This window comes from Oceanobacillus saliphilus (assembly GCF_023522835.1).
Taxonomy (GTDB): Bacteria; Bacillota; Bacilli; order Bacillales; family Amphibacillaceae; genus Oceanobacillus; species Oceanobacillus saliphilus.
The window spans coordinates 1-25,159 of the sequence record NZ_JALCZU010000013.1 but is presented as its reverse complement, the minus strand read 5'-3'; the positions used below and the strand labels follow the sequence as shown (position 1 = coordinate 25,159).

The following is a 25,159-nucleotide window of genomic DNA, read 5'->3' as shown; positions in this document are numbered from 1 at the left end:
TTTTCGTAAAGGCCGTGCCTGTCCCCACCACTCTAATGTGATAAAGGGGTGGGGCAGGCTCTTTGAATTCTAGCAAGTGATAATGCACCTCATTGGTAAACTATTCCTCCAAGGAAGCAAAAGAACCGTCCTCGTGCTTCAGCAACATGCCAATCTTCTCTGCAAGTTCATCCATTGCCTCGCCTGGTAACAATTGAATAGCCCCCATACCATACCTTTCATGAAAATCCGTTTTAAAATACCTCATTGTATCAGCCGATTCATTAGTCGTAGGGGTCAAAATAAATACGTGCTGCACTGCCTTCTTTCCTGTTTCACGATGTAAAATTCCATCTTTATACTTGTGCATTTCTCCGAGCGCGGTTCCTAGATTTTCTTTTACACGATATTTGGGATCAAAGATAATCATACTGTCTTCACCTTCCAAGACTATATCTGGAATCATCCTTTGCGTATACGTATAGAAATCCTTTGTATTGTATTGATAGTTCCGTTGATAATAAAGTTTTTTTGAATTAGTTAGCGTAATGCGGCTTTCTTTGTTCTCTGCTAAATCCAAAAATACCCCATGATTGGTAGTCCGGAATATTCCCTTTGTATCTTGTATATATCCCTTTTCCCTTATTACTTTAATAATCATCATATAACACCAAATTTCATACAATTGAAAGGTGTCCTTTAAAGGAATCGGATACGAAAATCCGATTCCTTCAAATTTATGATTATAAAGCTTTTCAAACCACTGATACCAACCCCGGTATGTAGGATTTTTTCTAAATCGCTGGGTAATCTGAAATGCTCCTTTATTTTCTGTAATATCTTTTAAAAATGCTCCGTTTACCCAGCCGGAAACGATAGACCTATATTGTTTCGCTTTTCTTGCTATAGCTTCTATATCAGTTGTCTCGTACTTGCGTAACAAACGGTGTAAGTCTTTCAGTTGCTGCTTTAATACTTGATTTTCGTATACATTTTTCGATTCTGAAGTTCTTACATGTTGAACATTCGGAGGAATATCACTTCCATATCCTTGTTTATCCAACCATCTCACCGTACCTGATTCAGCACGTTGGACCTTTTCCCTTTTCATCATTACTGACGTTTTATTTAACTGTCTTATCGGTTGTTGAACAATTCGATTAAAAATACGTCTCAGTTCATAAAAATTTTGCTCCATATAGATCCATTGTGTCCATGAAAACTCCCGGCTTTTTCCATAAGCGTTTACCTGCGTTTCTAACCCACTATACTGAAAACAGATACTGGCTTCATTCATAATATCTTTTAACATGATTTCATACTGATCCTCTGTAAGTTTTCGTTGATCAGGGTATAAATATGTTTCATATTCTTCCTCATTAACAATTACAGTCATTGACCCACTTTGAAATGGCGTCACCCAGGTACATAAGTAGAAGTCTTTCTCTGGATAGAATGAGATGGGAACCCCTTGAATTATTACATCTATAGGATCCCCGTGGTATCGAAGCTTATATTCTGTTGCTTCAGTTAAATAGGCTGTTTGAAATGGTGTCCACCCCTCTTTGGGATTCCAAATCTCCAGTCTATCTCCAGAATTGAGTGGCACCATAATAATCCAACTCCTCCTGCATCCGCTTCACATGTTTGAGTGAAACTCCTTGGAATTTTATATTTTCAGTCAACCACATCTCGATGTTCTGAAGCATTTCAGAGATTCTTTCATCCCCACGAACTTTTGTTAATACCTTTTCAGATATTGCCCGGTCAAGTGCTTCTAAAGAATCCATTTGATATTCTTCTGGCAATTGGCTATTCGCATATAATTTTTGAAGGATTTCCCCCATCGTTCGATAACCAAAGTGCAAATCAAACTTAATTAGAACTTGATGTAATTCATTCAGCATTCTGAATTCAGTTTCTAACGTCTCCTTTAATTCTTGTTCAGCTTGCTCCCAATACGTTGCAAAATCGACATCCGACAGTGTCATAACAAATGCCCTGTCGAGTACTTTATCCGAAATAGAATGTGTCGTTTCATCTACATTAAGGGTACCAAGTAAATAAACATTCGGTGGAATAATTAACTTCTGCGGAATATCACTAATCGTATCATCCTGATGTATTTGTATTTCTTTTCGCGACTCCACCGCACTAAGATAGTCACTTAAGTAATACTCCACTCGAGCCAAATTCATTTCATCCAATAAAATAAAATGCGGCTTCTCCCGTTCTTTTAATGCGTTTAACAACACATTCAGGAATTCAGTTTTAATATAGCGCTTTTCAAACGTACTATAATAACCAAATAAAGCACTTGCATCTGTCCAATCAGGTCTTACAGGGATAATTGTAAAATAAGGGTTATCATTTTCATATTCCAGTCCATACACGGCATTGGCATACAGACGACAAAGCTGTGTTTTACCTGTGCCAGATATACCGGTTAACAACACAAAATGTTTATCATCCAAACTGGTTAGGTTCAAGTGTAAGTCTCTTATAGTTTCCATTGAAAAGGTAAACGAACTGTCTGATATCACCTGATGAATTTCATCAAATACGAAATTTGGTTCAATACTATCAACTGGGCCCGGATCAACTGGATTAATGCTTCCTTCAGGCAATTCAAGTCTCTTGCTGGCATGGGCGAATATCAATGCAGCATCAATGAATGTCTTTTTAACATTGTCTGCCCCTTCCACAAATGACCTTGTATCATTATCAAACGTACCGATCAGATATTCTGTATTCCTTACCTGATAACCATGCTCGTCCAATAGTTTCATAGCATAGAGCATCACTTCATGATTATTTAAATTCTGAGTGGAAAAAACTTTCGTTATCCACCATTCTTTCTTGCCTGTTCCGAGAATTTCCCGGGCACTTGTGAAAATATGATTGTGCCCTTCCAGTTGAACCATGATTGTTTGGAACGGAGAATTTTTATCATGATGTTCCAGGTAATATAAAAATCCTTTCGTTATCATTTGATCGCCGTCATATAAGTGAAAGGCTTGACGCTTACCAGAGGATTTATAATCTTCCACAGCAGCTACATCTACCTTATAAGCACGTCCCAATAGTTCCGTTTCATTGATGTTTCTTGATGAAGCCAGCAGCATCAATGCATCAAATGATTGCTGTGAGATTTTTAATTCCTCTATATAATTAGAGCGAAATTCTTCCAGTCTCTCCCACACTTCTGCTAGTTTTTGGAGAAGAACTCCTTCTTCTAATTCTCCCTCCAATGGAAAACTTGTCCCAATCTGGAACCAGGGGCGTTTTTTTGGTTTTATACAGCTCTTTATAAAAGCTTCAAGTTCTCCTTTTGGTATGGTTTCTTTTTCCTTCCATCCAGTAAAAATAGAATAGTCAGAAGGAATTGACTCCATGACATGGTGGAATTTATTATTTTTAACCCACGCCCAAAACGGGAAAAAGTTTAATTCTGTATGTATCAGGACACTTTGATTAAGGCCGTTAAACTCTAACATAAATACATTATGCTCTTTCTCATTCAATTTGCGATAAAGTCCAATTGTATATTTTCTACCTATATCCGAGTTCTTTTTCTTCTCTGCATAGGCTGGATTGCGTGCATCATGGTATGTGGTGGTGAGTGTCGTGTCATAGGATCGAATATAATACTCTCTTCCTAAATGATCGCCTAATGTTTCAACAAAACGTTCAAATAATTGCGTTACCACCGGCGATACTTCGTCTAGCACCTTCCGACATCGGGTTTCCGTATTTTCTTCATTAAAGAGCGATTGAAAATAGTTAAGATTCAAGATGATTCCACCTTTTTATTTTTTATCTTCATATGTATTTATGATTTTCTGATTAGTCTACCTATGAGAAATTGTATCATAGATTACTAGCGTTGGTTGGGTCCCATCCTAACATACGACAAAGAAAAAAAGGAACTGCTGTCAACACTTGCGATATACCTTCATTATTTAGGGTTCAAAAAAGAAACCGCAGATCGACTGTTTATAGTTGCCCCTGCACCACCGTCTAGACAAAATTGAGGTGTTATTGAGAAGAGACTTTATGGAACCAATCAATCGCCAGGCTATTGAACTGGCATTATCTGCATATAAGCTACTGAAAAATTTGTCCCAGCATAAAGAAGGAAGCCAATGCCAACACAGTAAATTTGCCTGCATGGATGAAAAAAAAGGGCATGGATGTCATCGGACATCCATGCCGCTTGCTAATTTGTCGTTAAATCCAGAACTGTCTGCAAAACAACATTAACCCCTTTTTCACAATCTTCCCAGTAGGTTAACTCATCTTCTGCATGACTCTTCCCGTTGACACTTGGAACAAAGATCATGGCAGAAGGAAGATATGTCGCAATAAACTGTGCATCATGCCCTGCACCGCTTGGCATCCGTTTAAACGAGTAGTTCAATGCATTGCAGGAGTTTTCAAGTGACTCTACAAGCTGATCACTAAACCAGACGGTATCACGGTCCCACAGTTTTACAGCAGTTACATCACATTTTTCCCTGCCATCCGACTCCGTCAACCCTTGAATAATAGCTTCCACCTGGCGAATTACAGCTGCTTCCTTGTGACGTGCTTCGATGGTAAATACGACTTTATTTGGAATGACTGTATGAATGTTTGGACTTATATTCATCCTACCAATAGTATAAACCAAATCACTGTCCAGTTTGCCCATATTTTGCCGAACTTCATTTATTAGGTTAATCGCTGCAAATAGAGCATCTTTGCGCATCGCCATCGGTGTCGTACCGGCATGGTCGGAATCTCCCGTTACTTCAACCTCATAACAGCACATCCCTACTACACATTCAACGACCCCAATGTCGATGGAGTTACTCTCAAGGACAGGTCCCTGTTCAATATGGAGTTCGATAAAAGCAGTCGCATCTGTTAGGCGATGTTGTTTATCGCCTTCATAACCACTCGCTTTTAATGCCTCCGCAAATGACACACCGTTTTCATCTTTACTTTTTAGCATTTGACCTTTATCAAATCGTCCCGACATGACACCGGAAGCCATCATCGACGGTTCAAACCTGGCACCTTCTTCATTGGTGATATTGGCTACGACAATCGGTATGCTTGGTTTAATCTGATTATCGACCATTGTTCGTATTACCTCCAGACCAGTCAAAACACCAAGGACACCATCAAACCGTCCGCCTTTCTTGACGGAATCCAGGTGGGAACCAATCACTACTGGAGGTTGATCATTATTTTCCCCTTCAAGTGTTGCATACATGTTTCCCATGTCATCCCACGTAACCTTCATTCCAAGTGCTTCACATAGAGACCGAAAATGATTTCTTGCTTGTATATCAACATCCGAAAGAGCCAGTCTCGTAACACCATTATTCTCCGTTTTTCCAAATTCAGCAAACTCCTCAATCGTTTGCTTTAACCGTCCTCCATTTATGAGAACTTTTTGCTTCTCCATGATTTCTTCCTCCGATCATATCTATTGCTTCTGCAACTGTTTTTTAATTAATATGGTAGTTACATATTTTCTGCTGTCCGGATTTGTTAAAAGAATAGATTGCTTAACGGCAAATTCCCCTTGTTTCTCAAATTCCACAACATCACCCTCAAGCGTTCCTGTAATTTTTTTAATCCTATAGTTATCTTTCATTAAAGCATCGATTGCTTGTTTCTCTTCTATAAATTCCTGATAGTTGGACATGTCGTTTCTCCTTCCATCAATGAATGTTTCTAAAATATATGATGCTACATTATTTTACAACTTCCATTGGTTTTTCCTCATTTATATTCTCATCAATGGTCCAATCACGCCCGACGGTAATTCCAAGATATTCTTCATCACTAGGATTAATAATTTCTGCCTGTGGAAATTTATTAAAATACCAATATTTAGATAAGAAATAGTAAACAATTGCCGCAACAACAAAACCGACGATAAAGGAATAGGTCATAAAAAGGGTAGCGATTAGTCCGCCAATTGCCCAGGAAATAAAGCCTACCACATTAACCCCTCCATTAAAGCGATATTGGCCATCAGCTTTGTATAAATCCGGAACATTTACCCGCCGTTTCCGAAGCAAGTAATAATCTGCAAAAAGGATGCCACAGACCGACGATAATACGGCACCAATTATTAACAGCACTTGTGTCAGAACCTCGTACACGCTCCACGGCTGAATAACCGTTCCGACAATACCGGCAACAAAAACAGCAATCGCATGAGAAACCCTTGGTCCTAAGACATTCGAAAACACGGCAGCTGCAGGCAGTACATTTGCGGCAGTATTCGTTGACCACTGTGTCAAAACTACCATAAGCAGTAGCATCGCAAGCATCCATCCAGAGGAAGTCTCCTGCAATGCTGTGACCGGATTCGATGTTCCTGCAACAACAAAAGCCGCTGCCCCTATGACTATCATAAATGCTTCCGTTAATGGCAGGGCGATGAGACTTCCTACAACCGTTGTCTTATTGCGTTTAAACCAATTCCGTTCAAATTTTGGCGCCTTAAAATGCCTGGAAATAGTAGGTATATCACATCCAAGTGTTGCCCAATATCCCATATTCGCAAAAATAACAACCATAAAAGCAGTCACAGCTGCGCTTCCTGTTACTGGACTTGCCACCCATGACCATACATTATTACCTTGCGCTGCAATCTCTGTCGATAAGGTTTGATAGATTAACAGAGAAAAAATAATGATAAGTGGTGCTGCCAAATCAGCAAACCGCTCTATCCATTTGATACCAGAGGCTGCGTTAACCAATTGGAATATAGCAAATAGGATATAACATAGTAGCCAGTTATCAAAGCCTGTGAACATTGTGTTCAGGATTGCATTGATTGCAGTTGCACCAAAATACGTATTGATTCCAAACCAAAATGAAGCAGTAACAGCCCTCGTAATAGACGGAATATGGGTACCAACCGTTCCAAATGGCGCCCTCATATAAACAGGAAAAGCTAAGCCATGCTCGATACCGATATCACCAATAATAGAAATAAAGCCCCCAATAGCAATACACCCAATCAATGTTGCCCCCACTACCCATGGTAGCGAAATACCCTGTATCCCCATGGCACCAATATCAAATGTTGCCAGAAGGATTGCCATACCGACCCACATTGCGAAAAAACCCATTGTACCGATTGATTTTTCCTTATGATGAATAGGAAGCAAATCCTTCGACTTCAAATAGGAATCTTTATTAACTTTCTCTTGCAAACCCATCAACCACCCCTCAAGTAGATTGTAAAAGAAATCCAAACTTTGACTAACCGCAGCATCGGGATTTATGGAGCTTATCTATTTGCTGTTGCTTCTTCCTGCTTTACAATTGTCCTATCATTAAATTTTGCGCGTTTTAAAAATTTCCCTGTACCGGGATTTCCTACAAATTCCTTATCTTTAACAACGAATTCGCCTCGCGATAATACCGACACAGGCTGACCGGTTATTTTCATTCCTTCCAGTGCATTGTAGTCCACTGCCATATGATGTGTACTCACCGAAATAGTACGTTCGACATTCGGATCAAAGAGAACAATATCCGCGTCACTTCCAGGTGCTATCGTCCCTTTTTGCGGGAATAGACCAAAGAGCTTTGCTGCCTGTGTTGAAATCATATCAACGAATTGGTTAATGGAAATACGTCCTTTTTTAACTCCTTCCGAAAATAGAACACTGAAGCGATCTTCCACAAACGGCCCCCCATTTGGGATCTTCGTAAAATCATCCCTGCCCAAATCCTTTTGTCCATTAAAATCGAAGGAACAATGATCAGATCCAACGGTTTGTAATTGTCCAATTTTCAGTGCGTTCCACAATACTTCCTGGTTGGACTTATCCCGAAGCGGCGGTGACCAGACATACTTGGCACCTTCAAATTCTGACTTTTCCATGTGGGACTGATCAAGCACCAAATACTGTGGACAGGTCTCACCAAATACGCGAAATCCTTTATTGCGGGCCTCCGCAATTTGCTCCACTGCTTCTTTGCATGTAACGTGGACAACATATAATTGTGAATCTGCCAGTGCAGTCAGTTTAGCTGCACGGCCTGTAGCTTCCCCCTCCAGCTCTGGTGGGCGTGTCAAGGCATGATAAATCGGTTCCGTGTTTCCCTGTTTCAAGGCCTCCTTTGTCAAATATTCAATGACATCCCCGTTTTCTGCATGGACCATAACCAATCCACCATGTTCCCTGGCGGTGGTCAGTGTCTGAAAGAGTGTCTCATCATCTGCCTGCAGCACATTTTTATAAGCCATAAAAACTTTAAAAGAAGTTACACCCTCTTCTTCCATGACAACAGGTATTTCCTTCAATACTTCTTCATTTGCTTCGACAATCTGCAAATGAAATCCATAATCAATCACAGCTCTGCCATCGGATTTCGAATGCCACGTTTCAAGTGCGCTCCGGAGCGATTTGCCTTTCTCTGTTAAACAAAAATCAATAATGGTTGTTGTTCCACCATGCGCTGCAGCTATGGTACCGCTTTCAAAATCATCCTTTGTGACTGTTCCGCCAAATGGCATCTCCATATGTGTATGTGGATCAATTCCTCCAGGAAAGACATACTGGCCGGTTGCATCAATCACTTCTGCATAAACATCGCTAAGGTCCTTTCCAATCGCTTTCACTTTGTCTTCTTCAATCAAAATATCGGCCTTGTACGTATCCGTTGCGGTAACAATGGTTCCATTTTTAATAATCTTCTTCATTGAAATCCTCCTCTTATGGAATGAATGCTTGTAAGATGAGATTACTGTTTCTAGGTTTGTTTTTTAAAGCATCTTAATTGCTGCTTCACGCTTATTCCATGACATTGGCGGTTCTGTTGGAGTGAGGTCAATCATGTCAATAGCCCCATCCACTGGACAAACAATCGAGCAAAGATTACATCCGACACAATCATCTTCCCTTACCTTCAGATAGTTATTGCCGTTCTCATCTTTTAACATATCAATACATTGATGGGATGTATCTTCACATGCAATATGACACTTATTGCAATTAATGCAAATATCGTTATTTATACGGGCAACGACCTTATGATTCAGATCCAGATTACTCCAGTCTGTGTATTTCTCAACTGACGCGCCAATAATTTCACTGACAGAAGCGATTCCTTTTTCATCCAGATAATTGGATAAACCTTCTGTCAAATCATCAATAATTCGGAATCCGTGATGCATCGCTGCCGTACAAATTTGGACACCACCTGCCCCCATCAACATAAACTCAACCGTATCCTGCCAGGTGGAAACCCCGCCAATTCCTGAAATCGGGATATTGAACCCAGGATCTCTTGCACAATCGCCGACCATATTTAACGCAATCGGCTTTACCGCGGGACCACAGTAACCACCATGTGCACCCTTCCCATTCACATTCGGAATTGTATTCCATGTATCCAGATCTACACCAATTAAACTGTTGATTGTGTTAATCATGCTTACCGCATCTGCTCCACCCTGTAATGCTGCTTTAGCTGTAACTCTGATATCGGTAATATTTGGGGTCAACTTAGTAATGACAGGTACAATAGCTGCTTCCTTGGCATACATGGTCGTCATTTCGACTAAATCCGGATGCTGACCAATAGCTGATCCCATCCCGCGTTCAGACATACCATGAGGGCATCCGAGATTTAACTCAATCCCATCAACTCCAACATCCTGTACCTTCTTCACTAACTCGTGCCATTTCTCCCGTTCAGGTTCAACCATCAGGGAAGCAATGATAACCTGGTCTGGATACAGCTTCTTTGTTTCGTAAATCTCCTTTAGATTAACCTCCAATGGACGATCCGAAATTAATTCAATGTTATTAAAACCGGCAACCCGCTGACCATTAAAGTGATGTGCACCGAAACGTGAAGTTACATTCAAAATGGGTTCCCCAAGCGTTTTCCATACAGCGCCTCCCCATCCTGCTTCAAATGCCCGCTGTACTTGATAGCCCGTATTTGTTGGTGGTGCAGAGGCCAGCCAGTACGGATTGGGTGATTTGATGCCAGCAAAATTAATACTTATATCAGCCATGTTCATCCTCCTGTCCTTGATTCAATTTATAAAGCAATTTCCTTTACAGATTCGTTAAAGCGCTCGTGGATGGATAATGCCGTTTCCTTTCCTTGCTGGGCAGCAGATACGACCATTGCTTCACCAACACCCTTGCCAAAAATCACATCGCCGCAAGCATATACTTTTGGATTTGAAGTGATGGATGATTCCGGATCGACTTTTACAACTCCTCCGTCATGCTCCAAACCAAAACTTTCAATAATCTTCGTATGCCTCGTTTGCCCAATTGCTTTCACAACAATATCAACATCCATTATGAATTCAGAGCCGGTAATTTCAACTGGTCTCCGGCGTCCATCTTTTCCTGAATCACGCAGCTCCATTTTCACACATTCCATCTGCTTCACATGGCCCTCTTCGTCGCTGATTAATCGTTTCGGGGTGGTCAGCCATCTAAATTCAACACCATCCTGCTTTGCAAACTCATATTCAAAATCATATGCAGTCATTTCTGCTTCTGTCCTGCGATATAAAATCTTAACATTTTCCGCGCCTAACCTTATAGATGTTGTGGCACCATCAATCGCAGTATTTCCTGCCCCGATTACAGCAACGCGTTTGCCACGGAATCCTGCATCATAATGCCCTTCTTTTGTTCGCTCAACGAGATCAATAGCATCGTAAATCCCTGAAAGTTCCTCCCCAACAATTCCAAGCATTGGCACCTTTGACATGCCAATTGCTAGCACGACAGCATCATAGTTTTCAAATAATTCGTCTGCAAAAATGTCTTTCCCCAATTCCATATTGGTGCGAATTTCAACACCAAGCTTTTCCACCTGTCCCACTTCCCAAAGAGCTATCTCCTTTGGAAGACGGAATGGAACAATTCCAAACGTATCTAACCCTCCCGCCTCGTTCTTCTTCTCGAAAATTGTTACTTCATAACCCAAACGGGCCAATTCCCTTGCTGTCGATAATCCAGCAGGTCCACTACCAACGATGGCAACCCGTTTTCCATTCTTTTTACCAGCCTGAAACAAAACCTGTTCGTTTTTAATAGCCCAATCGGTTGCATATCGCTGCAGGTCGCCAATCGGGATTGCTTTTGTCGAGTGGTTCAGTACACAGGCACCTTCGCAGAGCTCCTCTGTCGGACACACCCTTGCACAACTGGCACCTACTGGGTTGGATTCCATAATCGTCGTGGCAGATCCCTTCATATTTCCAGATGCAATCTTTTTAATGAAGCTTGGGATATCAATGCCTGTAGGACAAGCTGTAATACAAGGCGCATCGTAACAATATAAGCACCGATTTGCCTCATCCAATGCTTCCTGTTGATTAAAGCTTGGCTTCGCTTCCTCGAAATTTTGCTTCAGTACATCATCAGCTATTAAGTTTTTTAATAAATTACCCAATGATAAACCTCCTTTAAATATTAGTGGCTAAACAAAAGAAAAAAGGAAGAGAAAATTATTCCTTTCATAACGGATGAAGTATTCCATGAATTCGTGCCTTCTGATTTGTGTAAACGGTTTGACCTGGAAAGGGTTGGTATGATAAATAGACTACGAAGCTTCCTTCTCTCGTAAGGCGATGCAGTATTTATTTCTAGAAAAAACCAATTGAATAAAGAGGTATTTACATGTAGAGAGGTGTGGTTATTGCCCTATGTTAGATTCTAATCAAAGAAATGTTTCGTTATATTAACTATATATACAAGTACGTATTATATAACTATTATAATCTTTGAAATATTTTATACATTGGACAAAATGTAAAAATATTAATGCTTATTTTAATCAAATTGTAAACAAAGGGATTGGGGGACTATAAAGGTCGTGCCTGTCCCCCACTACTCTAATATGATAAAGGGGTGGCGCATGCTCTTTGATTTCTAGCAAGTGACAATACACCCCATTTGTAAATTATTCCTCCAAGGAAGCAAAAGAACCGTCCCAGCGCTTCTCTCACAGAAAAACCCCATTTCTTTATCCTCTAAAGAAATGGGGGTTATGGCTCTAAAATTTCAATCTAGATTTATTTACAACTCAGGATATAACCATGATACTTAGCGATGGAGATAGTTAAGGCCGTTTTAAATCATCGGCCCACCGATACCTAGATTATTTTCCAAAGTTAGATTAGTAACGTTTTATCCCTGCATACCTCTCTGGATTTCAATAACTTTATCTTTTGTAAGTTCTACAGACTCTACGACAAATTCCACTTCCATACCTTTTGTTAAAAGACGGCGGGCTAATGATTCCTTTGCTTTTTCCTCTGCTTCTTTTACTCTTTGTTCTGCTTCTGTTACTCTTTGTTCTGCTTCTATTTTTATTTGTTCTGTTTCTATTTTTATTTGTTCTGTTTCTATTTTTATTTGTTCTGTTTCTATTTTTATTTGTTCTGTTTCTATTTTTATTTGTTCTACCTCTTTCATTAATAGCTCGTTGTCACGCTGTACCGATTCTTCATCCATAATATGCTTCAATCGTGATTCATAGGCAAGGTATTGTTCCTGGGTCATACTCAGTTCTTCCCAATTCTCAAAAGCATGACGTAATGTTTTATCTTTCAAGGTGATTTCCTCCAATTCCTTATAAATATCATCGTAGATTTTCCCCTGGCGGTGATCAACAATTCCAAGCATCAATAGCCACCTTGCCAACACATTATTCCATGAGTCTAGTTTATCATCTTTCCAGTCCTTTATTAACTTCGGCATTTCAACAAAATGAAATTCCATCACATTTGTCAATTTGAACCTTTCTTCATCCTCGTACAAATGAAATGTCGTATGGAAACGTTCTGTTTGATCAAGTAGATTAAAATTCATGATGTTAATAGTTATTACAGATGACAGTTCCCTATAACTCATCCCTTTTTGAAAAGGGTTGCGATATGTCCCCGACCAATAATAAATCGAACGTTTAACCATTTCGTATTTATTGGTAAATTGAATCTCTACATTAATCCATTCATTAGCATCAGTGACAACTAATAAATCGAGCCTTGACTGTTTATCATCAATATATTCGCCGCCTGATTCCGTATTCGTAAATGAAATATCTTTGATGCGATTCCGACCTGTTCGTTGCAAAATAGCATTCAAAAAGACAACCGTGATATCCTTATTCTTTTCATTTCCAAATAGTTGCTTGAAAGCATAGTCCACTTTCAAATCCATTAGTCTAGCGAGCGGTATCCGTTTAAGCAGCTTTGTTCTGTTGTGATAGTATTCTCTTGGGCTCTCTCTTACCTTTTGAAGTGCAAGTGCGGTATAATACGGGGAATTTTTTTGAATGAGTATGTCTCGTAACATTTCAACACATCCTTTGTGGTATATGAAGACTTACAGAGGTGTTTTCCTACGAATAGTATAGCATATCCCCAAAGAACAAACAAACGTTCCTATATGTAAGTGTGCCTACTTCAACCAAAAACGCTCACCTTATTAGTTATGGGAAACATATGTATCCATGCCTTTTCTGTCATATTAATGGAACGTTATTTAGTTCACAATTGTAGATTAACAAAAAGTGACCGACACTTTTGTATGTCAATTACTTTTTGTATCTACACCTGACTTCATTAGTTATAACCAAGTATTAACTCATCTCCCATTGAACTTCACCAATGTGCCTAATCATTCTGGTTATTTTTCTTTATTCCTCTATAAATGAAAAATACAATCATTGCTATAATTCCGAGCAAGATAAACACAGGCAGATTACCTATAAAGAAAACAAAAATGCCTGAAAATACGGCGAGAATAAAATTAATGCTGTTCAAAAATTGTTTTTTCGTTTTTTCCCAGGTGTCTAGTTCCCCTTCGCTCATTCCTGAGATTGTTACATTGTTTTCCTCCATATAGATCGTAACTGTTGCCAAGTCAGTTCTATTTTCTAAATAATTCATTCTCCCTGTAATTTCCTCCATTTCACCTTGAACCTTTGCTAAATCGGCTGAAATGGTTAACAGGTCTTCTGTTTTCTCTGCTTGTTCCATAAATGAGAGCAGTCTTTCTTCCACAACACGCTTCGATTTCAAACGTGATTCCAAATCAATAAATTCCTCTGTCACGTCCTGACCTGAAATGGAACTTTCCAACACTTTACTGCTTCCATCTTCCACTACCTGAATAAATTCACGGAACTGGTCCTGGGGAATCCTCACTGTCACATGTCCATTGATGGAATCATTTTCAGCGTATCCTTGCATATTAGAATCCACAATATATCCTCCGCGATTTGCAACCTGGGACTGAATCGTATTTAATGTTTGTTGGAAATTTTTTACCTCAATTTGCAGATTGGCAGTATAAATTATTTTTCGATTTGTCTGGATGAATGCTCCTTCTTGTGGTGAAACACTTTCTTCTCGTGAATCACTTACTGCCTGCTCTGTGGCACCATCACTTCCTCCACTAATTGAGTTGTTGCTTTCCATCTCTACCATCTCTGCGCTTTCCTCTGTGTCAAAATCAGCCCTATCACTGAATGTAGTACTATTTTCAGCATCATTACTGCAGGCATTTAACAGAATGCCAATCCAAAGAACAATTAAAATAAACAAACCTTTTTTCATAGAGAACTACCCCTTCCATTTTCTAACAGCTTATCTATCATTACAGACGTAATTTTCGGAAAAGTGTTACATCTATTTCCAAATAAAAAAAAGACCTCCAAACGTTTGGAAGTCTGATGGAACTATTATTAAGCTATTTCATGGTGTTATCTGAGCATTATTTAATTTTCCCCCACTGTTCAAGCCGCCTAAAATTTCCACCAAATAACTTACAATCGGGAGGAACCGAAGGCAGTGACACGAAAACGGTGCCTGTTATCCGCTGCTTTACAGTTTTAAAAGCGATAGGGGACAGGAACTTGAATTCCATTTTGGCTTCAATTCGTACTTTCGGTTAGAAGTGTGAATAATTCAGGTTTTAAGATGTTTATCATGCAACTAAACTAGATAGTGCTTCCCTCTTAAATGCCGTTTTTTTTGGACCATTTTGTTAATTCCCCTAGCTGTTCCTGAATCTCCTCAAGCGAACTTGTCTGTTCATTTAAATAATAAAGATGGCTCTCCTCATTTTTGAGAAGAACCGTTTTCTAGTTAATTCAATGCAATACAAATATTTTTGGCTTCGGTAAAGAATTCCATACTATGATGACCGCCTTCTCTACCCATACCACTCTTCTTGAATCCACCGAATGGAGCGCGGAGGTCACGTACGAACCAACAGTTTACCCATATCGTACCAGCACGAACATTATGAGAAATACGATGTGCTCTTTGAAGGTTTTCTGTCCAAACTACACCGTTTAATCCATAGTCCGTGTCATTAGCGATTTGAAGAGCCTCTTCTTCCGTATCAAACGGAATAATCGTTACAACTGGCCCAAAAATCTCTTCCTGACAAATACGAGCTTTCGGGTTGTCAATTAAATAGATAGTAGGTTCAAGATAAAACCCATTGCTTAGATGTTCTGGAAGATCTGGGCGTTTTCCACCACTTATGAGCTCTGCACCTTCTTCTTTCGCAATTTCAAGGTAGCTTGTTACTTTATTATAATGAACTTCACTAACCAATGGTCCCATATCTGTCCCTTTTTGTTGCGGATCCCCTACTTTTAAAGCCTGTGCAGCTTGCTTGAACTTCTCCAAGAATTCATCCAAAATAGAACGCTCGACTAGAATTCTTGATCCAGCAAGACATACTTGACCTGAGTTAAAGAATGCTGCACGAATGGAACCTGGTACCGCTTTTTCAAGATCCGCATCTTCAAAAATGATGTTTGCTGCCTTACCACCAAGTTCAAATGATACTTTCTTTAACGTATCTGCACCACTTTTTAGGATTCGTTTTCCAGTAGCAGTTGAACCAGTGAAAGAAACTAAATCAACTTCTGGATGTGTAGTCAATGCATTACCTACCACTCCACCTTGTCCTTGTACAACATTTACTACACCATCAGGAATTCCTGCTTCTTTTGCAATTTCACCTAAAAGAGAAACAGATAAAGGAGTGTTTTCTGCTGGCTTAATGACAGCCGTATTTCCTCCAGCTAGACATGGTCCCAGTTTCCAAGTCGTCAACATAAATGGAACGTTCCAAGGAGTAATTAATGCAGCAACACCAACCGGCTCATACCTAGTATAGTTGATGAATTCCTCACCCATTGGGTATGTTTCCCCACCTTGTTTTTCGGCAAAATCTGCAAAGAAACGAATATTATTTGCTGCACGTGCAACTTCATGAGCCACTGTAGCTTCATAAGGTTTACCAACATCCATTGCGTCGTAACGAGCAATCTCTTCTTTTCTTTCTAAAATGATATCTGCCATTTTTCTTAGTTTAACAGCACGTTCTTCTACAGACATTTGTCTCCAAGGACCATTCTCAAATGCATCTCTAGCTGTTCGACATGCACGGTCTACATCTTCTTCCGTAGCCTCACTAACACGGGCAATCAGTTCTTGGTTAGCTGGGTTCATTACATCAAATGTATTATTATCACTAGCAGGTACATATTTACCATTTATATACAACCCGATTTCTTTTACATCTGTTTTCACAGTCACCATTTTATTTTTCCCTCCGTTTTTTTACTGATTCACCAGCAATACCCCAATGTTCAGGTGGTAGTTCATTAATCATCACTCGAACATTTTGTTCAGGAGCATCAAAAACCTCTGAAGCCAAATCTGTTACTTCACGAATAAAGCGCTCTTTTGTTTCTGGTGTTCTTCCTTCTAAAATATTAACTTGAATAAATGGCATTTTTTCACCCCTATATTTATTCTGTAAATATCGCATGAACGGAACCGATTCCATCAAAACTAGCAGTATATTGGTCTCCTGGTGCTATTTCTAGAGCAGCAGATAGAGATCCACTTAAGATCACTTCACCTGGTTTTAGACTTTTCCCTACTTTATAAAGTCTATTAGCAAGCCAAGCAATTGCCCTTGCAGGGTGTCCCATTACTGCTGCCCCAGCACCAGTTGCTGCAACTTCCCCATTTTGTCTATAAACAAATCCCATTAATTTTAAATTCAAGTTTTCTGGATTGTAAAAACGTTCTCCAATAATAAATCTGGAAGAAGAGGAATTATCACTTACCGCATCAGCAAGTGTAAATTTAAATCCAAAAAACCTACTATCAATAATTTCGATGGCTGGTGCTACATATTCCGTTGCAGATAGTACATCTGCCACACTTACATGTGGACCTTTTAATTCTTTATTTAAAATAAACGCAATTTCAGGCTCTGCTTTTGCATGAATAAAAGGAGCAATGGAGATTGGTTCTCCTTCATTCAATTGCATGCTTTCTAGTAAGACACCATAAGAAGGCTCATGAACACCAATCATTTGCTGTTTTGCTTTACTCGTTAGACCTAATTTCCATCCAACTCTCTTCGTGTTTTCTTCCTTTTCTTTCATTTCTACTAATCTATCTTGAATTTGATATGCTAATGCCTCATCTAATTCAGGATATTTATCTACAAACTTATCCACTGCAGTTTTATTTTTTTCTGCATCAAACAATTCCTTTGCAATAACATCTACTACATCTGTTTTAATCATGATCTCACCTCTCTCCTTCTATCGTTTAAACGTAACACTAATAGAACCAATATGATCAAATTCTGCTGTAAATGTATCTTGATCATTTATCTCCACTGCAGCGGTTAATGCACCAGATAACACAACTTCCCCAGCTTTAAGCGAAACATCATATTTGCCTAAAGAGTTTGCTAACCATGCAACAGAACGTAATGGATTGCCTAACACTGCAGCCCCTGCTCCAGAATCAATCATTTCACCATTTTTATAAGCAACCATACCAATATGAGTTAAATCAATACCATCTAATTTAGTTGGTTTCCCACCGATTACAGCCGCTGCTGATGAACCATTATCTGCTACCGTATCTTCAAATTTTATTTTCCAATCATCAATTCTACTATCAATAATCTCTATGGCAGGAGCTATATAATCCGTAGCATCGATTACATCCATTATGGTGACATTTGGACCCTTTAAGTCTTTCTTCAACTTGAAAGCAATCTCAAATTCTGCTTTTGGTTGAATAAAGTCTTCTAATGGGATCTCCTCCCCTTCTACATACATCATATAGTCTAGTAAATGTCCATAATCTGGTTGATTGACGCCGAACATATTTTGGATTGCCTTACTAGTTGCTCCAATTTTCTTACCAACAATGATTAGGCCCTCATTTTCAACTTTGTGGCGAATGATTTCCAATTGTGTATGGTATGCTTCATCAACTGTAATACCTGGATAAGTTTCTGTTAATGGTTGGATAACTTTTTTTGATTTTTCCGCTTCCAACAATTTTGTTGCCGCTTCTTGTACTGTCATTTATACCCCTCCTTAATCATTTAATAGTCTCTCGAAATTCAACGGATCGGATGAAGCAATGGATTCATCACCCAATCCAAATGGTGTTGTCTCTAATATGTTATTATTCAGTTATTTTTTGAATGTTGTACCATTTTACTTTAGAACTTCCGAAGTCTTTTTGTTAGCCTACTATATATTCTGAAGATCTTTTTTCTTCTCCGCGAGTTCAAGGGCTATATCTAAAATCCAATCTTCTTGACCTGCAATGGCTTGACGTTTTCCTAGTTCTTCCATAATTTCAGTAGGATTTAAATCGAATTGCTCTGCTGCTTTTCTTACGTGTAATAAGAAACTATTGTATACCCCTGCATATCCACTAGCTAAGTTATCTCGGTCGATAACAATTGGACCAGGCATGATTGGTGCAACTACTTCTTCAGATAAATCCATCAATCCAGCTAAACTAATAGCTGTATCAATTCCCATTTTATTTAATGTAGCTACTATCACTTCAGTTGGAGCATTACCAGCACCAGCACCTAAACCTCTTACTGTTCCATCGACTTGATCTGCCCCTGCTTCAAGTGCCGCTACCGTATTACCAATAGCTAAACCCAAGTTATTATGTGCGTGGAATCCTACATCGATGGATAATGCTTCTTTTAGAGCAGAAACTCTTTCCCTTACATCTTGTGGAACAAACGCTCCCGCTGAATCTACTACATACACACAGTCTGCTCCATAAGATTCCATGAGTTTCGCTTGACGAGCAAGTACTTCAGCTGGTTGTGTATGAGACATCATTAAGAATCCAACAGCCTCAATATCTAATTCTTTTGCCAAACGGATATACTGCTCCGTTACATCAGCTTCTGTACAATGAACAGCTATTCGAATCGCTTTTATTCCAATTTCTACCGCTTCCCTTAATTCTTCGCTCGTACCGATTCCAGGAACAAATAAGGAAGCGATTTTCGCCTGTTTTACTGTTTCAACAGCTGCTTTAATAAGTTCAAATTCTGGGGTTTTAGAAAACCCTTGCTGAATTGTGGAACCGTTTAAACCAGCACCATGACTTACTTCTATCACGGGAACACCAGCTTCATCTAACCCACGTACAATATCCTTCACTTGTTCAATAGTATAACTATAACTAATAGCGTGCGAACCGTCTCTTAACGTTGTATCCGTAAGTCTTGGAATACTCACTTTCGTACCTCCTCATTTTGTAAGGAATGACTGGCGTATAATTCTCCGACTTTTCTTGCGGATGCTGTCATAATATCTAAATTCCCAGCATATTTAGGGAAATAGTCTCCCGCACCCTCAACTTCATTCATAATGACGACAACTGGTAAACGTCCCCATGAAGTGTCTCGATAGTCAATGATTGGTTCCGATTTTAAACGGTAACCTGGTACATATTCTGAAACATCCTCAATCATATCATTGATAGATTTCTTGATTGCATCGAAGTCAAAATCTTTCTCGTTAATTGCTGCATAGACGGTATTTGCCATCGTAATTGGTGGTTCTGCTGGATTAAATACAGGTATTGCTCTAGCAGTTCTAGCACCGCCAACTTTCACTAGAGAGTTTGCCGTTGTTCTTGTAAACTCATCCACATTTTGTCTTGTTCCAGGACCAATCGCACGACTCGCCACCGTTGCAATCATTTCTGCATAGTGAACAGGAACAACTCTTGAAACTGCATAAACAAGTGGTGTAGTTGCTTGGCCCGCACAAGAAACCATGTTGACATTCTTTGCTTCAATATGATTGTTTAAATTAACGGGCGGCACGAGATATGGTCCTATCGCTGCAGGAGTTAAATCAACTGCCATTTTACCAGCTGCTCTTAATTGTTCAGCTGCTTTAATATGCGCTTTTGCACTAGTTGCATCAAAAACAATCTTGATTTCTGGATCTTCTAAAATTTCCTTAATCCCCTCATGGCTAGCCACTATTCCTGCTTCCCTCGCTCTACGTAAACCTTCCGATTCAGGGTCAATACCAGCCACTAAGGATAATTCCATCCTTCCATCATTCTTTAAGATTTTATACATTAAGTCTGTACCTATATTTCCAGATCCTAATATTGCCACTTTCATTTTTGACATGATCTGGCACCTTCCTCTCTATGGTTCTTTCATCTTCTATTTTCATCATATTACTTACTAAAATTTCAAACAATAAAGGCGTCCCTGTATAGTGGACATTTTCTGACTACTTTTATATAATCAACCCTAAAGGAGGGACAATTGATGAATCAGCATACACCAAATAATTTACTTTCTTCAGTGAACAACTCTATTCGAATACTACGCGCCTTTACAATGGATCAACCACAAAAAGGGGTTCGAGAACTAGCAACTGAACTAGGCATCAGTAAAAGCAGTGTACAGAGAATCCTGGTAACACTAGCCGCACATGGTTTTGTTCGAAAAAATGAAGATACGAATAAATATGAACTTGGTATATCTGTTTTAGAATTAAGTTCTATCTTTTTAGAACATATTGACCTTCACCATGAAGCACTTCCTACCGTTACAAAACTTGCACATACTCATAAGGAAACATCTCATCTTGCTGTTTTGAATAATATGGAGGTTGTTTACTTATGTAAGGTAGAAAGTCCTTATTCCGTTAAATTACGCTCCCACTCTGGACTTCATAATCACACACATTGTACAAGCTCGGGTAAGCTTTTACTTGCGCACAGCGATCCATATCTAGTAGACACCATCCTACGTAACGGTCTTGTAAAATTCACATCTACAACGATTACCGAAAGAGATAAATTTCAAAATGAATTAAATAAGATTCTTAAACAAGGTTATTCTGTAAGCAGAGGCGAATTTCGCAAGGATGTTACCTCGGTTTCTGCACCTATTCGGGACCACTCTGGAAAAGTAATTGCCGCCATTAATCTAGTTGGTCCAAGCACCCGGTTTACGAACCCTAGAATCCAATACTTTGCACGAGAATTAATTCATGCAGGTGAATTAATTTCCGAAAAACTCGGTTACTGGAAGAGATAAAAAAGCATTTTTTAAAATGAGAAGATTTCTTTAAAAAAGAACCAGTCTTTTTTAAAGAAATCTATCACTCTCATTATACTTTAGTAATTTCAGGTACAGATAGAGGAGTACCCTGGTTCCACCATGAATCAGGGAAAGCAGTTCCAATCCATGTATCCCCAAACCCTGGTGTATCTTTCATTTCCCAAGTAACCGTTTTCCAAGTTGGGTCTGTAATTATATATCCAGCGTCGCCAAATAACTCAATACGGTTTCCGCCTGGCTCGAGTACATACATACAGAACGCTTGACTAATACCATGTTTATTTGGTGGTACTTCAATGAATATATCATTTTCTTTTAACAGGTCTGCAATATCATAAAGGTTTTGTGGAATTCCATACCAGTAGCATAGATGATGCAATTTACCTGGAATTTGATTTGGTTCTTGCATAAATGCGATTTCATGAACCAAGTTAGAAACACTCATCCAACTTCCAAGAACATTTCCTTCATTTTGGATTTGTTCTCTTATCCTAAATCCAAGCGCATCCACTAAAAAGTCTGTGTTTTTACCAGTATTTGAAGTCATAAGATTAATATGATCTAAGCGACGTACAGGTACACCACGATCAGGTCGTTTTACGTTACGGTTTAAAAGTCTTGTTTTTTCTTCTTCTTTTGGCTGATAATATTCAACATCAAATAGTAATTCCATATTATGCCCATCAGGAGTTGTGAATTGATAAGCAGGCCCATGTCCGATATCTCCATCAATCCAGCCCTTACCCAATCCTGTTGCCTTTACTGCTTCGACTCGACGCTCTAATGCTTGTGGAGAAATAGTACGCCAAGCTAAATGACCTAAACCAGCATCTTTAGATTCAGTGATTTTTAGCGTGTTTTGGTACGTATCTTCATATGCTTTCAAATAAACGGACTGACCAGATCGCGCTGTAACATTCATCCCTAGAAATCTAGTGAAAAATTCTACACTTTCTTCTGGCTTTGGAGAAAAAAGCTCCACATGCGCTAATTGTGCTACATCAAAAATTGGTTCTTTAAATTGACTCATTACTAATTCCTCCCTGTAATTAATTCATTTAGAAATCGCTTTCATTTTTTCTTGAATCGAATCTTGTTGTCTAAAGCTGTTAACTTTATAATAATCCGGTTTCAAATAGATTCAAACACCTACGTCCCGCTATGGAGGACGAAATGTTAGTATTTTCAAAAAAAATAAATATTTCTTTTGAGTTTGATTATTCATTCACTCGTATAGAACAAATTATCATACCCAATTAAATTACAGTACTACTTGTGATCTTTCTAAAGAACTATATTTCCCTTTATAGAAAAGCAATGGATCTGAACATTCCTGAAGCTGAAGGTCAACTACTCTTCCAATAAAAAGTGTATGATCTCCTTCTACGTGCTCATTTACAACCTCACAAGAAATTTGGGTAGAGGCTCCCTTAATTACCGGTAAATCCGCTAGTCTTTCAAAGGAAACATCTCTATTTTCTTTGATTTGCCCTGCAAATATCATCGATAATTCCTTTTGATTCTTTGAAAGAATGTTGACAGCATACTTTTTGCTCTTCTTTATTTTTTCTAGCATACTAGCATTTTCTCCAATTGAAATCACTACTAACTTCGGATCTAAGGAAACGGACATGAATGCATTCGCTGTCATTCCATGAACATCTCCGTCTACTTCCGTTGTAATAACATTTACACCAGTTGCAAATTTCCCCATCGCATTTCTAAATTGACGATCATCCATTATAAATCCTCCTCCTTAGAAGTTTATTGCTTTACTAAATTTTCCACGTTTGATGGATTGATCCAAGTTTCATTCGTCCATCCATTCAAGTCATAATCACTCATGGCAGATTCTGCAAGTGCTCTATAAGAATCTGCTTTACCTGCAAATTCAGCCATTTTCAATGCTTCAATACGGATGTTTTCCGTATTACCAGCATAGTTCACTTCATAAAGCTCATGGCGTCCCCCAAATTCAGAACCAATCGCATCCCAAACCATCTTCAGTAACTTAACGCGCTCTTCAGCAGAAATACCTGTTCCACGATAGTATTTATCAATGTGTGGTCTTAAATCTTCATTTAGAAAATCCTTTGAACTAGATGGTAACTGAATTAATCCACCAGCAACTACTTGCTCAAAGATATTTTTAACTCGAACCCAAGTGCTCGGTGCCAATACACGATAAGCAGTGGAAGCAGACGTGTTTGGAATAGCTACACCATTCATTCCTACATCAGGATCACTAGCCATTGCTGTAGATAGAGACCAAATCATATTGCGAAGTGCTATTACTTCTCCAATATTTACTTGAACTCCTCTAAATTGCTGTGTACCTGCACCCTCTGTAGCTTTAAGCAATAACCCTGCCATAAAATCAAGTTTTACAGCTAAACGAGTCGCACCATGTATCGAGAATCTGTTAACAAAATTCATTCCAGGTACAAAGTTATTAGATACTTCTACATTCTTATAAGCTAAGACATCTTCCCACGGAATAAATACATTATCTAAAACAATTACTGCATCATTTTCATCGAAACGGCTTGAAAGTGGATAATCAAATGGCGTACCATTTGTTGCAGCATTTAATTCATAGGATGTACGACTAATCATCTTCACTCCAGGTGCATTCATTGGCATGATGAAAATAAGAGCATGACTTTGATCACCGTCGCCTAAATCTTTTGGTCCGTAGTTGGCAACAAAATTATAATTTGTTAATGGAGCAGCTGTACCTACCATTTTAGCACCGCTTACAACAATACCATCATCTCTCTCATCAACCGCGCGTACAAATACATCCTTATTTTCATGAAGTGGTTTCGAGCGATCCACTTGCGGATTAATGATTGTATGGTTAATAAAAGATACTTCTTTTGATGCCTTTCTGTACCACCTTCTTGCATTATCCTCGAATCCTTTAAAGAAGTCTGCATATCCATTTAAGTGTCCCATGAACGAAGCCTTATAATCTGGAGTACGTCCCATAAAACCAAAGTTTAACTTAGACCATTCTGCAATAGCATCCCTAGTATGAAGTAAATCCTCAGCACCTTTTGGCGTTTTAAAGAACCAATGCGTTTTGTCTCCAAATTCATTTTCCGTTACTAACTTTTTACTTGCTTCCGGATCATGTAGGGTATCATACATTCTTGCGTAAGAACGAGCCGCATTACGAAATGCTGGATGTGTGGTTACATCCTCTACTTTTTCCCCGTTCAAATAAACTTCTCTACCATCTTTTAATCTTTCCAAATATTCTTTACCTGTTAACATTTTTCAACCTCCAGTACTTTTGTTATTTTAATTATTGTTACAATTCTTAATCTAATTCTATTTAAAAGCGCTTACATAAACAACGACATAAAATGTTTGAATATTAGATATTATCAAACACAAATTGTTAGTTTGAAAACAGAACCAAAGCGCAAGCGCCCGTTTAGGGACGAACCGATTTTGACTTTCACCACAAGGGTATAAGTGCGACTAAGCCTCATGTCTTACCCAGTCGGCAAGTCTTCTATCGTGATGAGGTACGGGAAGCCTGATAGTCCCTGGTCCGCTTGCGCTGGACGTAGCTGTTCCGATAATAAAATTATCCACATCGAAAAAATCTATAATTTCCTGGTGTATGAAATAATGTATTTAGGACACAAAAAGTCCCATTGACTATGCTACGATTGAAATACTTAACCAAGTTTACT

The 25,159-nt window shown here is 38.9% G+C and carries 21 protein-coding genes; 2 read left to right on the top strand and 19 right to left on the bottom strand.

Features of this window, described 5'->3' with window-relative positions; translation table 11 throughout:
- Positions 1–100 precede the first annotated feature (100 nt).
- The gene (locus MN204_RS17760; RefSeq protein ID WP_249872438.1) at positions 101–1,591 is read right to left on the bottom strand and encodes a DUF2357 domain-containing protein; all 1,491 of its coding nucleotides are present in this window, start codon (positions 1,589–1,591) and stop codon (positions 101–103) included.
- The gene (locus MN204_RS17755) at positions 1,566–3,773 is read right to left on the bottom strand and encodes an McrB family protein (protein WP_249872437.1); all 2,208 of its coding nucleotides are present in this window, start codon (positions 3,771–3,773) and stop codon (positions 1,566–1,568) included. Before MN204_RS17755 ends, MN204_RS17760 begins: the two co-directional genes overlap by 26 nt.
- A gap of 262 nt (positions 3,774–4,035) precedes the next feature.
- On the opposite strand from MN204_RS17755, the gene MN204_RS17750 reads away from it, so the two are divergent.
- The gene (locus MN204_RS17750) at positions 4,036–4,242 is read left to right on the top strand and encodes a hypothetical protein (protein ID WP_249872436.1); all 207 of its coding nucleotides are present in this window, start codon (positions 4,036–4,038) and stop codon (positions 4,240–4,242) included.
- Here MN204_RS17750 and MN204_RS17745 read toward each other — a convergent pair.
- The 14 genes from MN204_RS17745 to MN204_RS17680 form a co-directional block, all read right to left on the bottom strand.
- Positions 4,199–5,434 carry a Zn-dependent hydrolase gene (locus tag MN204_RS17745; protein ID WP_249872435.1) on the bottom strand — a complete coding sequence of 412 codons (1,236 nt, stop codon included), beginning with the start codon at positions 5,432–5,434 and terminating at the stop codon, positions 4,199–4,201. The two genes, MN204_RS17750 and MN204_RS17745, sit on opposite strands and share 44 nt — an antisense overlap.
- A gap of 21 nt (positions 5,435–5,455) precedes the next feature.
- Positions 5,456–5,677, bottom strand: a complete 222-nt coding sequence (locus MN204_RS17740) for a hypothetical protein (RefSeq protein ID WP_249872434.1) — start codon at positions 5,675–5,677, stop codon at positions 5,456–5,458.
- 49 nt (positions 5,678–5,726) lie between these two features.
- Complete coding sequence (locus tag MN204_RS17735; RefSeq protein WP_249872433.1) at positions 5,727–7,208, bottom strand: NCS1 family transporter; 1,482 nt, start codon at positions 7,206–7,208, stop codon at positions 5,727–5,729.
- Between the two features lie 71 nt (positions 7,209–7,279).
- Positions 7,280–8,701, bottom strand: coding sequence for a dihydropyrimidinase (gene hydA / locus MN204_RS17730; protein ID WP_249872432.1), 1,422 nt, complete (start codon positions 8,699–8,701; stop codon positions 7,280–7,282).
- A gap of 63 nt (positions 8,702–8,764) precedes the next feature.
- Positions 8,765–10,024: an NAD-dependent dihydropyrimidine dehydrogenase subunit PreA gene (preA, locus tag MN204_RS17725; protein ID WP_249872431.1), complete on the bottom strand. Its 1,260-nt coding sequence runs from the start codon at positions 10,022–10,024 to the stop codon at positions 8,765–8,767.
- A 26-nt stretch (positions 10,025–10,050) separates the two neighbouring features.
- On the bottom strand, positions 10,051–11,427 hold the full coding sequence (locus MN204_RS17720) for an NAD(P)-dependent oxidoreductase (RefSeq protein WP_249872430.1): 1,377 nt from the start codon (positions 11,425–11,427) through the stop codon (positions 10,051–10,053).
- Positions 11,428–12,164: 737 nt separating this feature from the next.
- Positions 12,165–13,334: an Rpn family recombination-promoting nuclease/putative transposase gene (locus MN204_RS17715; protein WP_249872429.1), complete on the bottom strand. Its 1,170-nt coding sequence runs from the start codon at positions 13,332–13,334 to the stop codon at positions 12,165–12,167.
- Positions 13,335–13,654: 320 nt separating this feature from the next.
- Positions 13,655–14,599 carry a DUF4349 domain-containing protein gene (locus MN204_RS17710; protein WP_249872428.1) on the bottom strand — a complete coding sequence of 315 codons (945 nt, stop codon included), beginning with the start codon at positions 14,597–14,599 and terminating at the stop codon, positions 13,655–13,657.
- Positions 14,600–15,130: 531 nt separating this feature from the next.
- Complete coding sequence (locus MN204_RS17705) at positions 15,131–16,603, bottom strand: aldehyde dehydrogenase (protein ID WP_249872427.1); 1,473 nt, start codon at positions 16,601–16,603, stop codon at positions 15,131–15,133.
- Position 16,604: 1 nt separating this feature from the next.
- Positions 16,605–16,799 carry a 2-hydroxymuconate tautomerase gene (gene thmT / locus MN204_RS17700; RefSeq protein WP_249872426.1) on the bottom strand — a complete coding sequence of 65 codons (195 nt, stop codon included), beginning with the start codon at positions 16,797–16,799 and terminating at the stop codon, positions 16,605–16,607.
- Positions 16,800–16,815: 16 nt separating this feature from the next.
- Positions 16,816–17,607 (bottom strand): 2-keto-4-pentenoate hydratase, encoded by a 792-nt coding sequence (locus tag MN204_RS17695; RefSeq protein WP_249872425.1) that lies wholly within the window; start codon positions 17,605–17,607, stop codon positions 16,816–16,818.
- Between the two features lie 18 nt (positions 17,608–17,625).
- Positions 17,626–18,405, bottom strand: a complete 780-nt coding sequence (locus MN204_RS17690) for a 2-keto-4-pentenoate hydratase (RefSeq protein WP_249872424.1) — start codon at positions 18,403–18,405, stop codon at positions 17,626–17,628.
- A 171-nt stretch (positions 18,406–18,576) separates the two neighbouring features.
- The gene (gene dmpG / locus MN204_RS17685; protein WP_249872423.1) at positions 18,577–19,596 is read right to left on the bottom strand and encodes a 4-hydroxy-2-oxovalerate aldolase; all 1,020 of its coding nucleotides are present in this window, start codon (positions 19,594–19,596) and stop codon (positions 18,577–18,579) included.
- Positions 19,593–20,507: an acetaldehyde dehydrogenase (acetylating) gene (locus MN204_RS17680; protein WP_249872422.1), complete on the bottom strand. Its 915-nt coding sequence runs from the start codon at positions 20,505–20,507 to the stop codon at positions 19,593–19,595. The genes dmpG and MN204_RS17680 overlap by 4 nt, the downstream gene beginning before the upstream one ends.
- Before the next feature lie 144 nt (positions 20,508–20,651).
- Between MN204_RS17680 and MN204_RS17675 the strand changes: the two genes are divergently transcribed.
- Entirely contained in the window at positions 20,652–21,428 is a 777-nt protein-coding gene (locus MN204_RS17675; protein ID WP_249872421.1) for an IclR family transcriptional regulator, read from the top strand.
- Between the two features lie 73 nt (positions 21,429–21,501).
- Here MN204_RS17675 and MN204_RS17670 read toward each other — a convergent pair whose 3' ends face one another.
- From MN204_RS17670 to MN204_RS17660, 3 genes are all read right to left on the bottom strand, one after another.
- Positions 21,502–22,482 (bottom strand): catechol 2,3-dioxygenase, encoded by a 981-nt coding sequence (locus MN204_RS17670; protein ID WP_249872420.1) that lies wholly within the window; start codon positions 22,480–22,482, stop codon positions 21,502–21,504.
- A 231-nt stretch (positions 22,483–22,713) separates the two neighbouring features.
- Positions 22,714–23,193: a flavin reductase family protein gene (locus tag MN204_RS17665; protein WP_249872419.1), complete on the bottom strand. Its 480-nt coding sequence runs from the start codon at positions 23,191–23,193 to the stop codon at positions 22,714–22,716.
- 23 nt (positions 23,194–23,216) lie between these two features.
- Positions 23,217–24,731, bottom strand: coding sequence for a 4-hydroxyphenylacetate 3-hydroxylase family protein (locus MN204_RS17660; protein WP_249872418.1), 1,515 nt, complete (start codon positions 24,729–24,731; stop codon positions 23,217–23,219).
- Positions 24,732–25,159 lie beyond the last annotated feature (428 nt).

What these genes read in the sequence shown, in the direction of transcription:
- MN204_RS17760 (WP_249872438.1), bottom strand. Translation starts at nt 1,591, where the DNA reads ATGGTGCCACTCAATTCTGGAGATAGACTGGAGATTTGGAATCCCAAA.
- MN204_RS17750 (WP_249872436.1), top strand. Translation starts at nt 4,036, where the DNA reads ATGGAACCAATCAATCGCCAGGCTATTGAACTGGCATTATCTGCATAT.
- MN204_RS17745 (WP_249872435.1), bottom strand. Translation starts at nt 5,434, where the DNA reads ATGGAGAAGCAAAAAGTTCTCATAAATGGAGGACGGTTAAAGCAAACG.
- MN204_RS17740 (WP_249872434.1), bottom strand. Translation starts at nt 5,677, where the DNA reads ATGTCCAACTATCAGGAATTTATAGAAGAGAAACAAGCAATCGATGCT.
- MN204_RS17735 (WP_249872433.1), bottom strand. Translation starts at nt 7,208, where the DNA reads ATGGGTTTGCAAGAGAAAGTTAATAAAGATTCCTATTTGAAGTCGAAG.
- hydA (WP_249872432.1), bottom strand. Translation starts at nt 8,701, where the DNA reads ATGAAGAAGATTATTAAAAATGGAACCATTGTTACCGCAACGGATACG.
- preA (WP_249872431.1), bottom strand. Translation starts at nt 10,024, where the DNA reads ATGGCTGATATAAGTATTAATTTTGCTGGCATCAAATCACCCAATCCG.
- MN204_RS17715 (WP_249872429.1), bottom strand. Translation starts at nt 13,334, where the DNA reads ATGTTACGAGACATACTCATTCAAAAAAATTCCCCGTATTATACCGCA.
- MN204_RS17710 (WP_249872428.1), bottom strand. Translation starts at nt 14,599, where the DNA reads ATGAAAAAAGGTTTGTTTATTTTAATTGTTCTTTGGATTGGCATTCTG.
- MN204_RS17705 (WP_249872427.1), bottom strand. Translation starts at nt 16,603, where the DNA reads ATGGTGACTGTGAAAACAGATGTAAAAGAAATCGGGTTGTATATAAAT.
- thmT (WP_249872426.1), bottom strand. Translation starts at nt 16,799, where the DNA reads ATGCCATTTATTCAAGTTAATATTTTAGAAGGAAGAACACCAGAAACA.
- MN204_RS17695 (WP_249872425.1), bottom strand. Translation starts at nt 17,607, where the DNA reads ATGATTAAAACAGATGTAGTAGATGTTATTGCAAAGGAATTGTTTGAT.
- MN204_RS17690 (WP_249872424.1), bottom strand. Translation starts at nt 18,405, where the DNA reads ATGACAGTACAAGAAGCGGCAACAAAATTGTTGGAAGCGGAAAAATCA.
- MN204_RS17680 (WP_249872422.1), bottom strand. Translation starts at nt 20,507, where the DNA reads ATGTCAAAAATGAAAGTGGCAATATTAGGATCTGGAAATATAGGTACA.
- MN204_RS17675 (WP_249872421.1), top strand. Translation starts at nt 20,652, where the DNA reads ATGAATCAGCATACACCAAATAATTTACTTTCTTCAGTGAACAACTCT.
- MN204_RS17670 (WP_249872420.1), bottom strand. Translation starts at nt 22,482, where the DNA reads ATGAGTCAATTTAAAGAACCAATTTTTGATGTAGCACAATTAGCGCAT.
- MN204_RS17665 (WP_249872419.1), bottom strand. Translation starts at nt 23,193, where the DNA reads ATGGATGATCGTCAATTTAGAAATGCGATGGGGAAATTTGCAACTGGT.
- MN204_RS17660 (WP_249872418.1), bottom strand. Translation starts at nt 24,731, where the DNA reads ATGTTAACAGGTAAAGAATATTTGGAAAGATTAAAAGATGGTAGAGAA.